The organism is Ensifer sp. ENS08 (assembly GCF_014852195.1).
In the GTDB taxonomy this organism is placed as follows: domain Bacteria; phylum Pseudomonadota; class Alphaproteobacteria; order Rhizobiales; family Rhizobiaceae; genus Ensifer; species Ensifer adhaerens.
On record NZ_JACVBF010000015.1, the window covers coordinates 33302 to 44855 of the forward strand.

The following is an 11554-nucleotide window of genomic DNA, read 5'->3' on the forward strand; positions in this document are numbered from 1 at the left end:
AGAGGGAGGACTGCATGAAACTGGCGACACTCAAGGACAGTACGCGCGACGGAAAGCTCGTGGTCGTCTCCCGCGATCTTACCCGCTGCTCGGAGGTCGGGCACATCGCCCGCACGCTGCAGGCAGCGCTCGACGACTGGGCGCATGCGGGCCCTCGGCTTGCGCGCGTTGCCGAAGGGATCGAGACCGGTTCGCAGCCGACGATCCGCTTCCATGAACATGATGCGCTGTCGCCGTTGCCGCGCGCTTACCAATGGGCCGACGGCTCGGCCTACGTCAATCACGTCGAGCTGGTGCGCAAGGCCCGCAATGCCGAGATGCCTTCAAGCTTCTGGACCGATCCCTTGATGTACCAGGGCGGCTCCGACAGCTTCATTGCGCCGCGCGATCCGATCCCGCTTGCCGACGAGACCTTTGGCGTCGACATGGAGGGCGAGGTCGCCGTCATCGTCGACGACGTGCCGATGGGTGCGACCATCGACGAGGCACGGGCGGCGATCCAGCTCGTCATGCTCGTCAACGACGTGTCGCTGCGCGGGTTGATCCCGGCCGAGCTTGCCAAGGGTTTTGGTTTCTTCCAGTCAAAGCCGTCGTCGGCCTTTTCGCCGGTTGCCGTTTCGCCGGATGAACTGGGCGACGCCTGGGACGGCGGCAAGCTGCACCTGCCGCTCCAAGTCGACCTCAACGGCAAACCCTTCGGCCGCGCCAATGCCGGCATCGACATGACCTTCGATTTTGCGCAGCTGGTCGCGCATGCGGCCAAGACCCGGCCGCTTTCCGCCGGCACGATCATCGGTTCGGGCACCGTTTCCAACAAGCTCGACGGCGGACCGGGCAAGCCCGTTGCGGAAGGCGGTGCCGGCTATTCCTGCATCGCTGAACTCCGGATGATCGAGACGATCGCCGGCGGTGCGCCGAAAACCCAGTTCCTGAGGGTCGGCGACGTCGTGCGCATCGAGATGAAGGACAAAACCGGTCATTCCATCTTCGGAGCTATCGAGCAGACCGTCGAAGCTTACAACACAGTCGGAAACGGCTGACTGACACGAACGGGCAAGGCATGAGCGAGACCGTCCTTTACGACTACTGGCGTTCGTCGGCGAGCTATCGGGTGCGCATCGCGCTCAACAGCCTCGGTGAAAGCTATCGTTCTGTGCCGGTCGACCTGCTTGCCAAGGCACACAAGGCGCCGGACCATCTGGTCCGCAACCCGCAAGGGCTCGTGCCTGTCCTTGAGATCGATGGCGAGCGCTTCACGCAATCGCTCGCCATCATCGAGTACCTCGCCGAGACCCGGGCAACCTCCGGCTTCCTGCCGGATGACGCCATCGGTCGTCAGCGGGTGCGCAGCCTGTCCTATGCGATCGCCATGGACATCCACCCCGTCTGCAATCTCAGCGTCGTGTCCCACATCATGGCCAATGCCGAGGACAGCGAGGCGGCGCGGCGCAACTGGATGCGCAAATTCATCGGCGAGGGGCTTGCCGCCTTCGAACGGTTGCTCGACCATTTCGCGACCGGGCGCTTCTGCCATGGCGACATGCCGACCATGGCGGATTTCTGCCTTGTGCCGCAGGTCTACAATGCCCGCCGATGGGACGTCGATCTTTCGGCCTGTCCGCGGCTGGTCGCGATCGACCAGAACTGCGCGAAGATCGAGGCTTTCGCCCGCGCGCACCCGGACCGCACGCCGCGCTGAGGGGCCACGCGGCTTCTCGCTTGATCCCTTCTCCTTGCACCTTCGGGCGCGCCCGCATCCTGCGGGCCGCCTTCTCTGGCCGGTTCCGTCAAGCGAATGTCGCGAATGGATCGACGGCGGCGAAAAGGCCGCGCTAGTTTTTGTATGACTGGCCGTATAAGGGGGGCCGGAAAAACCTCTGGAGCGAGAGACATACCGATGAAAAGCTATGTGCTGAACGTCAGCTGCAAGACCACCCGTGGCATCGTCGCCGCGATCACCGGCTATCTCGCCGAAAAGGGCTGTTATATCTCCGACAGTTCGCAGTTCGACGACCTCGAAACCGGCCTGTTCTTCATGCGTCTCAGCTTTATCAGCCAGGAAGGCGCAAAACTCGACGAGTTGAAGGCAGGTTTCGAAGCGGTGGTGAAGCGCTTCGACATGAACGCCGAGATCCGCGACAGCGAGGAGCGCATGAAGGTGCTGCTCATGGTGTCGCGTTTCGGCCATTGCCTCAACGACCTGCTCTATCGCTGGAAGATCGGCGCACTGCCGATCGATATCGTCGGTGTCGTCTCCAACCACTTCGACTACCAGAAGGTGGTGGTCAACCACGATATCCCGTTCCACTGCATCAAGGTGACGAAGGAGAACAAGCCGAAGGCGGAAGCCCAGCTGCTGGAACTGGTCGACCAGACCGGCGCCGAACTGATCGTGCTTGCCCGCTACATGCAGGTCCTGTCCGACGCGCTCTGCAAGAAGATGTCGGGCCGCATCATCAACATCCATCACTCCTTCCTGCCGTCGTTCAAGGGCGCCAACCCCTACAAGCAGGCCTATGAGCGCGGCGTGAAGCTGATCGGCGCGACGGCGCACTACGTCACCGCCGACCTCGACGAAGGCCCGATCATCGAGCAGGACATCGCCCGCATCACCCACGCCCAGAGCGCCGAAGACTATGTCTCGATCGGCCGCGACGTGGAAAGCCAGGTGCTGGCGCGCGCGGTGCACGCCCATATCCACAACCGTTGCTTCATCAACGGCAACCGTGTCGTCGTCTTCCCGCCGAGCCCGGGCTCCTATGCTTCCGAGCGTATGGGGTGAGGCGTCAGGCAAATCGCATGCTGAAAACGAGAAACGCCGCCGGTTCGACCGGCGGCGTTTCTCGTAGGTTGGAGCGCGAGGCGACCGGAACGCGCTACGCTATTGCAACAGCTCTAGCCCGACCGCCGTCGCCTCGCCGCCGCCGATGCAGAGCGAGGCGATGCCGCGCTTGACGCCTTTGGCGCGCATGGCGTGAAGCAATGTCACGATGATGCGGGCGCCGGATGCTCCGATCGGATGGCCGAGCGCGCAGGCGCCGCCGTTGATGTTGACGATCTCGTCCGACAGGCCGAGGTCTCGGATCGCCGCCATCGCCACCACGGCGAAGGCCTCGTTGATTTCGTAGAGGCCGACGCTGCCCTTCTCCCAGGCGAGCTTTGCCAGCAGCTTGTCGATTGCGCCAATCGGGGCGGTCGTGAACCAGGCCGGCTCCTGGGCGTGGCCCGCATGGCCCGCGACGATAGCAAGCGGGGTCAGCCCACGTTTTTCCGCTTCGCTGGCGCGCATCAGGATCAGCGCCGCTGCCCCGTCTGATATCGACGACGAATTGGCGGCCGTCACGCTGCCGCCGTCGCGGAAGGCGGGTTTCAGCTTCGGGATCTTTGACGGATCCGATTTGGTCGGCTGTTCGTCGCGGTCGAGATTGGCGGTCTGGCGCTTGCCGGCGCCAGCGACTGCCACGACTTCCGCGGCAAAGGAACCATCCTCAGCTGCGCGGATTGCGCGCTCCAGAGATCGCAGCGCAAAGCCGTCCTGATCGGCGCGCGAGAACTGATAGTGCTCGGCCGTGTCCTCGGCATAGGTGCCCATCAGCCGGCCGGAATAGGCGTCTTCGAGGCCGTCGAGGAACATGTGGTCCTTGACTTCGCCATGACCCAGGCGGAAGCCGCCGCGCGCTTTCGGCAGCAGATAGGGCGCGTTGGTCATCGACTCCATGCCGCCGACCGCAAGCACCGACGCGCTACCGGACAGCAGAGCATCGTGGCCAAGCATCAGCGCCTTCATTCCAGAGCCGCACACCTTGGAGATGGTCGTCGATGGCGTTTCCTTGCCGAGGCCGGCGCCAAGGGCTGCCTGGCGCGCCGGGTTCTGGCCAATGCCGGCCGGCAGCACATTGCCCATCAACACCTCGTCGACAGCATCAAGGCCGGCACGATCGAGTGCGGCTTTGAGCGCTATGGCGCCGATTTCCGGTGCGGTCAAATCCTTGAGGCTGCCCTGAAAGGCGCCCATTGGCGTGCGGGCCGCCGAAACGATGACGATCGGGTCAGTTCTGCTCATGTCTTTCTCCCATACGGCAAAAGGCAATAGTTGGCGCGAGTGCGTGCCCCGCGTGTGTCCTTCTCCCCGCGTGGCGGGGAGAAGGTGGCCGGAAGGCCGGATGAGGGGCACTTTTGCCCCAACCGCCCCTCGACGTCAGATATGCAGCGCGTGCCCCAGCGCCTTCAACGCAGACTCTTGGAAAGCTTCCGATTGCGTCGGATGCGCATGGATCGTACCGGCGATGTCTTCGAGGCGCGCGCCCATTTCGATCGCCAGGCTGAAGCTTGCCGAGAGTTCCGAGACGCCGTGGCCGACGGCCTGGATGCCGAGCACCAGGTGGTTGTCGGCGCGAGCGACGATGCGAACGAAACCGTCTTCGGCAAGCGTCGTCATGGCGCGGCCATTCGCCTGGAAGGGGAACTGGCCGATCTTGATCTCGATGCCGCTCGCACGCGCCTCGTCGGGCGACAGCCCTGCGGTGACGATCTCCGGATCGGTGAAGCAGACGGCCGGGATGCAGCGCTTGTCCCAGCTGCGCTTGTGACCGGCGACGATCTCCGCCACCATTTCCCCTTGCGCCATGGCGCGGTGCGCCAGCATCGGCTCGCCGGTGACGTCGCCGATCGCATAGATGCCGCGCATGGACGTCCGGCACTGGTCGTCGATGCGGATGAAGCGGCCAGTGCGGTCGAGGTCGATTTCCTCAAGGCCGAAGCCCTCGGTCACGGGTTTGCGGCCGACGGTGACCAGCACCTTTTCGGCGGCGACATCGATTGCGCGACCGTTGTGTTCGGCTTGCAGGCTGCCGGTTTCGGCGGAGTAGCTCTTGGCGACCGTCTGGGTGAAGACCTCGATGCCGAGTTCGCCGAGACGCTTGGCGATCGGTTTCGTCAGATCGGCGTCATAGAGCGGCAGAATGCGCGGCTGCGCTTCGAGTACGGTCACGTGGCTGCCGAGCTTGGCGAAAGCGGTGCCAAGTTCGAGACCGATGTAACCGCCGCCGATGACGGCGATGCTCTTCGGCACACTTTTCAGCGACAGGGCCTCGGTCGAGGAAATGATCGACCCGCCGAAAGGCAGGTCGGGCAGCTCGACCGGCGCCGAGCCGGTGGCAATGACGATCGTCTCGGCGCGGATGCGCTGCAGTCCGATCTCGGTCTCGACATCGACGGTCTTGCCGTCGACGAAACGGGCGGTGCCGATCACCGCCTTGACACCCGCCTTCTTCAAAAGGCCGATGACGCCGCCGTTCAGCCGTCCGACGATGCCGTCTTTCCAGGCGATGGTGCGGGCGAGGTCGATTGTCGGATTGGCGAGCGACAGACCGAGCGGGCTGCGGCCGGAAGCGGCCGAGCGCAGCTTATGAAACTCTTCCGCCGCGTGGATGAGGGCCTTGGAGGGAATACAGCCGACATTGAGGCAGGTGCCGCCGGCTTTCGCCTTTTCGACGATGACCGTGTCGATGCCGAGCTGGCCGGCGCGGATTGCGCAGATGTAGCCGCCGGGGCCGGCGCCGATGACGAGCAGCTTGCAGGAAATTTCCTTCATGATCGCCTCAGGCCTCCACGAAAATAAGCGCCGGCGTTTCGAGCAGGGTCTTCAGCCGCTGCACGAAGACCGCCGCATCCCACCCGTCGATGACGCGGTGATCGAAGCTCGAGGAAAGGTTCATGATCTTGCGCGGCACGAACTGCGTGCCATCCCAGACCGGGCGGACAGCGAGCTTGTTGACGCCGATGATCGCGACTTCCGGATGGTTGATGACCGGCGTGGAGACGATGCCGCCGAGCGCGCCGAGCGAAGAGATGGTGATGGTCGATCCGGTGAGCTCGTCGCGGGTGGCCGTGCCGGTGCGGGCAGCGTCCGCCAGGCGATTGAGCTCGTTGGCACAATCCCAGATGCCGCGGGCTTCGGCATGGCGCACGACCGGAACGGTGAGGCCGGCCGGGGTCTGCGTCGCGATGCCGATATGCACGCCGTGATGGCGGCTGATGATGCCGGCGCCGTCGTCGAAAGTGGCATTGACGGCGGGTTGATCGGCAATGGTGCGCACGAGCGCGCGCATCAGATAGGGCAGGACGGTTAGCTTCGGCTGGTCGGGTTTGCGGTCGCGGTTCATCGTCGTCCGCAGGTCCTCGAGCGCCGTCATGTCGACCTCTTCCACATAGGTGATGTGGGGAATGCGCGAGGTCGAAAGCGACATCTTCTCGGCGATGCGACGGCGAAGGCCGGTTACCTTGATCTCGTCGACGGCGGTCTTGCGCTGCAGGCCGGCCGGCGCAAGCGCCGGCTGAGCGCCACGGGCGATGAACTGGTCGAGGTCATCATGGGTGATGCGGCCGGCCGGACCGGTGCCAGTCACCTGGCGCAGATCGACGCCGCTTTCCTTGGCGCGCAGGCGCACCGCCGGCGAGGCAAGGGCCTTCTCCAATCGTTCGCCGGCGGCATGTGCGCCGTTGGCGTGGACACCGTTCGTGGTCGGTGCCTTGACCTCGACCTTGGCGGGCCGGGCCGGCTTGGAGACCGGCGCGGGCGCCTCAGTCTTCACTGCGGGTTTTTCTTCCACCTTCGCGACAGGCTTCTCTTCCACGGGAGCAGCCGTTTCACCTTCGCCTGATATTTCGATGCGCACGAGCGGCGCCTTCACCGCAACGGTGTCGCCCACCTCGGCGCCGAGCCAGAGCACGGTGCCGGTGACGGGCGAGGGGATTTCGACGGTCGCCTTGTCGGTCATCACGGCGGCGAGCACCATGTCCTCGCGCACGGGGTCACCGGGCTTCACATGCCATTCGACGAGTTCAGCCTCGGCCACGCCTTCGCCGACATCGGGCATCTTGATTACGAATTCGCCCATGTCAGGCCTCCATCACTTCGACGAGCGCGCGTCCGACGCGCGCGGGGCCGGGGAAATAGTCCCATTCCTGCGCGTGCGGGTAGGGCGTGTCCCAGCCGGCGACGCGCACGACGGGCGCTTCGAGATGGTAGAAGCAGTGCTCCTGCACGAGGGCGGCCACTTCGCCGCCGAAGCCCGACGTCAGCGTCGCTTCGTGCACGACGACGCAGCGCCCGGTCTTTTCCACCGACTTGACGATCGTATCGAGGTCGAGCGGCAAGAGGCTGCGCAGGTCGATTACCTCGGCGTCGATGCCGGTTTCCTCGGCAGCCGCGAGCGCCACATGCACCATGGTGCCATAGGCGACGACGGTGACGGCGGAGCCCTCTCGGCGGACCTCCGCCTTGCCGATCGGAACGGTGTAATGGCCTTCCGGCACCTCGCCGAGATCGTGTTTCGACCAGGGAATGACTGGCCGGTCATGGTGGCCGTCGAAGGGACCGTTGTACAGCCGCTTCGGTTCCAGGAACATCACCGGATCGGGGTCCTCGATCGAGGCGATCAGCAGCCCCTTCGCGTCGTAGGGATTGGAGGGCACGACGACTTTCAGGCCGCAGACATGGGTGAAGAGCGCTTCGGGGCTCTGGCTGTGCGTCTGGCCTCCGAAGATGCCGCCGCCGGTCGGCATGCGCAGGACGATCGGGCAGGTGAAATCACCGTTGGAGCGGTAACGAATACGGGCCGCTTCCTGGGTGATCTGATCGTAGGCCGGATACATGTAGTCGGCGAACTGGATCTCGACGCAGGGCTTCAGCCCGTAGGCGGCCATGCCGATCGCCGTGCCGACGATGCCGCTTTCGCTGATCGGCGCGTCGAAACAGCGGGTCTTGCCGTATTTCGCCTGGAGCCCCTGCGTGCAGCGGAAGACGCCGCCGAAATAGCCGACGTCCTCGCCGAAGACGACGACATTGTCGTCGCGTTCCATGGAGACATCCATGGCGCTGCGCACGGCTTCGATCATTGTCATTCTGGCCATATCAGTATCCTGCCTTCTGCCGCTGGCGGCGAATGTGCGGCGGCATCTCGGCATAGACGCCCTCGAAGATATCGCGCACCGACGGCTTGCCGCCGGCATGCAGCGTGCCGTGGCCCTCGGCCTGTTTCTGGGCCTGGATCACTTCGTCGGTGATCTCGGCTTCCGCCTGCGCATGACGCTCTTCCGACCAGGCGCCGCGCAGAATCAGGTGCTTCTTCAATCTCAGGACCGGGTCGCCGAGCGGCCAGGCCTCGGATTCCGTCTTCGGGCGATAGGCGCTCGGATCGTCGGAGGTCGAATGGGCGCCGACGCGGTAGGTGACGTATTCGATCAGGGTCGGGCCGAGATTGCGCCTTGCACGCTCGGCCGCCCATTTGGCGACGGCGTAGACGGCGAGATAGTCGTTGCCGTCGACGCGCAGGGCCGGAATGCCGAAGCCGAGGCCGCGGGCGGCAAAGGTGCCGGAGCCGCCGCGGGCGATGCCCTGGAAGGTCGAGATCGCCCACTGATTGTTGACGATGTTGAGGATAACGGGCGCCTTGTAGGTGGAGGCAAAGACGAGCGCCGAGTGGAAGTCCGATTCCGCCGTCGAGCCGTCACCGATCCAGGCGGCTGCGATCTTGGTGTCGCGCTTGATGGCCGACGCCATCGCCCAGCCGACCGCCTGCACATATTGGGTGGCGAGGTTGCCGGAGATGGTGAAGAAGCCATGCTCCTTGGAGGAATACATGATCGGCAGCTGCCGGCCGCGCAGAGGGTCGCTCTCGTTCGAGAAGATCTGGTTCATCATCTCGACCATGGGATAGCCGTCGGCGATCAGAAGACCGGCCTGTCGATAGGTCGGGAAGTTCATGTCGCCCTTCACCAACGCCTTGCGGAAGGCGCAACTGACGGCCTCTTCGCCCAGATGCTGCATGTAGAAGGAGGTCTTGCCCTGGCGCTGGGCCATGACCATGCGCGCATCGAAGGCGCGCAGCAGCATCATGTGCCTGAGGCCGGAGAGCAACTCGTCATCCGAAAGCAGCCCGGCCCAGGGGCCGACCGCTTCGCCGTCGCGGTTCAAGACGCGGATGATCGAATAGGCGAGGTCGCGCATCTCTTCCGGCGCGACGTCCACCTCCGGGCGCGGCACGGAGCCGGCCTTCGGGATCTTGACGTTGGAGAAATCCGGCTGGCCGCCGGGCCGAACGGCGGGTTCGGGGACATGCAGGCTAAGTCGATCGAGATCGCTCATGCGGTTTCCGGCCTCCTCCGGAGTGCGCAGTGCACCAAATCAAGATCGGTTCGAGTCGAACCGCTCTTCATTTCTGTTCTCACGCATTTCCGGACGCAAAGGCGCTAGGACCCTCGCTGGAAATGCTCTGGGACGGGATAACGATGGGCCTGAGGTGTACGAGGACGTGCAATGTGACCGGCAAGGCTCCTCCGCCCAAGGTCTGCACAGACTCCTCCTAAAAGCCCCCGCTCTCCCGACGGGAATGCTCACAGACTGCCACGAGTTCCGGGGCTTATGAAGGTCTTTCCGTGTTGCGGGGCAGGGGCAGGCGAAGAAAGATAGAATCCTGCCGGGAGTGCGCCCACGCGTTGTGTCGTTCACCTTCCTGCCGGTCGTTGCCGGTAATTTTCTTTCGCGGCGATCCGTCGGCGGTAGCGTTCAGACCGGCGGGGCGATGGTGATCGGCGTTCCATCGAGGAAGCGCGAGAGCCGGAATGGCGTCGGATCGACGATCGGTTTCTCGCCCGTTACGAGGTCGGCGACGAGGTGTCCGGCGCCAGGCCCGATGCCAAAACCGTGGCCGGAAAAACCCGTCGCGACAATGAGGCCCGGAACGGTTTCGGCGGGTGAGATGACGGGGACGGCATCGGGCATCACATCGATCAGTCCTCCCCATATCTGTTGCACCTTGGTTTTGCGCAGGAATGGCAAGGCCCTGCCGGCGGCGTCGAGGGCCCGCAGGGCGCGCCGCGAATCCGGATTGGGATCGAGCACGCGGTGGCGCTCGAAGGCGCCGGGCCGGTCGAGCGGGACGGTGCCGATCTCGAACAATTCGTTCCAGCTCTGGGCGTTGATGCCCACCTGCACGGCATCGCCCTCCGCCTTTCGCGCCGGCTGGAAATCGCGGAAGAATGCGAAGCTGTCGGGCACGACCGCGTGCAGGTTGGCGGCACCGTCGGCAATCGTGTAACCGCCATCGAGGCGCTTGCGATAGGCATAGGTCGCGGTTGCGCCGGCCCCTTCCGGACCGCCGGAGACCGGCCCGGTTCTCAACACCGTATTCCGCACCTTCAGCTGCGGCAGCCGGATGCCGAGGCTTTTGAGAAAGAGCCTGGACCAGGCGCCGCCGGCGACGATGACGGTCGACGTCTCGATGCGGCCTCTCTCGGTGACGACGGCGGAGATCCGGCCCGCTGCCTTTTCGACCCCGCGCACGGCGCAGCCCGTCAGGATACGGGCACCGGCGCGGCGTGCACCGGCGACAATCGCGGGCACCGCCTTCTGCGGTTCTGCCCGGCCGTCGCTCGGCGTGAAGAGCCCGCCTTGGTAGCGGATGGCGGCGCCCGGCATCATCGCCTCTGTCGTGTCGGAACTGAGTTGCACGCTGTCGACGCCGTAGGGTCGGGCCATGGCAAGCCAGGCGTCGCGATTGGCGATGTCGCGCTCATTCTCGGAGACATAGAGGATGCCGCTGCGGCGAAAGCCGGTCTCGCCATTGATGCGCGCGTCGAGCGTGTCCCAGATCTTCAGCGCCTCGATCGCCAGCGGGATTTCGCGCTCGTCACGGCCCATCACCCGAACCCAGCCCCAGTTGCGGCTCGATTGCTCGGCGCCGGGCGTACCCTTCTCGCAGAGCACGACGTCGATACCGCGTTCGGCAAGGAAGAGGGCGGTGCTGACGCCGATGATGCCGCCGCCGACGATGACGACGTCAGCCCTGGCGGGCAGGGTGGTGTCTGTGGCGATGGGATCGAGCGTGGGACCGGGCATGGGGAGGGCACTTTCGGGCAGGAGGTGTCGCGGTCATCGGTGCATGCCGCCGCCGCGAGATCAAGACCTGCAATCTGGCCGTCGTCGGCCGGCGCTCGGTTGTTGGCAATCTTTTATCGCCAACCCGTCCGGTTCGCCGCGAGACGGTCTTTCGGAATTTTGCGCGTGCTTCTATGCTCGCGCGCATGAGTGAGAGCCGCCCCGATCTTCGCCCCGTCCTGCGCATCGATTTTCCGCCCGCCGACCGGCTCGGCCGCGGCAAGATCCTCTTGCTCGAACTGATCCGCGAGACCGGCTCCATCTCCGCCGCCGGCCGGGCGATGGACATGTCGTACCGCCGCGCCTGGCTGCTGGTCGATGCCCTGAACCGGATGTTCAGCGAGCCTTCGGTAGAATCACAGCGCGGCGGCAAGCAGGGTGGCGGAGCCCTGGTGACGCCGTTCGGCGAAGAGCTTATCCGGCGCTACCGCGAGATGGAGGAGAAGGCACGCCTTGCGATCGGCGAGGATTTGGCCTGGCTCGAATCCGTTCGGAGCAGCGATACACCAGCGTTCGATACGGCCGAGGCTGTTTCCAAAAAGGCCTAATGCATGTCGCGCAAAAGTGTGCAGCGGTATCGCGGCAACGACATGCATAAAAACAAGAGCTTAGAGC

The 11554-nt window shown here is 64.8% G+C and carries 10 protein-coding genes; 4 read left to right on the top strand and 6 right to left on the bottom strand.

The features are described from left to right. Positions 1 to 14: 14 nt before the first annotated feature. From IB272_RS25615 to purU, 3 genes are all read left to right on the top strand, one after another. Positions 15 to 1040 (top strand): fumarylacetoacetate hydrolase family protein, encoded by a 1026-nt coding sequence (locus tag IB272_RS25615; RefSeq protein ID WP_060581238.1) that lies wholly within the window; start codon positions 15 to 17, stop codon positions 1038 to 1040. Between the two features lie 20 nt (positions 1041 to 1060). Then, the gene (maiA, locus tag IB272_RS25620; protein WP_060581239.1) at positions 1061 to 1699 is read left to right on the top strand and encodes a maleylacetoacetate isomerase; all 639 of its coding nucleotides are present in this window, start codon (positions 1061 to 1063) and stop codon (positions 1697 to 1699) included. Positions 1700 to 1897: 198 nt separating this feature from the next. Then, a complete protein-coding gene (gene purU / locus IB272_RS25625) occupies positions 1898 to 2782 on the top strand; it encodes a formyltetrahydrofolate deformylase (RefSeq protein ID WP_034787183.1) in 885 nt (294 codons plus the stop codon). A 99-nt stretch (positions 2783 to 2881) separates the two neighbouring features. Here purU and IB272_RS25630 read toward each other — a convergent pair whose 3' ends face one another. From IB272_RS25630 to IB272_RS25655, 6 genes are all read right to left on the bottom strand, one after another. After that, positions 2882 to 4063: an acetyl-CoA C-acyltransferase gene (locus IB272_RS25630; protein ID WP_060581240.1), complete on the bottom strand. Its 1182-nt coding sequence runs from the start codon at positions 4061 to 4063 to the stop codon at positions 2882 to 2884. A gap of 135 nt (positions 4064 to 4198) precedes the next feature. Next, entirely contained in the window at positions 4199 to 5593 is a 1395-nt protein-coding gene (gene lpdA / locus IB272_RS25635) for a dihydrolipoyl dehydrogenase (RefSeq protein WP_060517473.1), read from the bottom strand. A 7-nt stretch (positions 5594 to 5600) separates the two neighbouring features. Then, the gene (locus tag IB272_RS25640) at positions 5601 to 6899 is read right to left on the bottom strand and encodes a dihydrolipoamide acetyltransferase family protein (protein ID WP_060581241.1); all 1299 of its coding nucleotides are present in this window, start codon (positions 6897 to 6899) and stop codon (positions 5601 to 5603) included. 1 nt (position 6900) lies between these two features. After that, positions 6901 to 7914, bottom strand: coding sequence for an alpha-ketoacid dehydrogenase subunit beta (locus IB272_RS25645; protein ID WP_034787163.1), 1014 nt, complete (start codon positions 7912 to 7914; stop codon positions 6901 to 6903). 1 nt (position 7915) lies between these two features. After that, positions 7916 to 9148 carry a 3-methyl-2-oxobutanoate dehydrogenase (2-methylpropanoyl-transferring) subunit alpha gene (locus tag IB272_RS25650; RefSeq protein ID WP_034787158.1) on the bottom strand — a complete coding sequence of 411 codons (1233 nt, stop codon included), beginning with the start codon at positions 9146 to 9148 and terminating at the stop codon, positions 7916 to 7918. Positions 9149 to 9568: 420 nt separating this feature from the next. After that, a complete protein-coding gene (locus IB272_RS25655) occupies positions 9569 to 10900 on the bottom strand; it encodes an FAD-binding oxidoreductase (RefSeq protein ID WP_060581242.1) in 1332 nt (443 codons plus the stop codon). A 185-nt stretch (positions 10901 to 11085) separates the two neighbouring features. On the opposite strand from IB272_RS25655, the gene IB272_RS25660 reads away from it, so the two are divergent. Further along, positions 11086 to 11487, top strand: coding sequence for a winged helix-turn-helix domain-containing protein (locus IB272_RS25660; RefSeq protein WP_060517635.1), 402 nt, complete (start codon positions 11086 to 11088; stop codon positions 11485 to 11487). Positions 11488 to 11554: the final 67 nt, after the last annotated feature.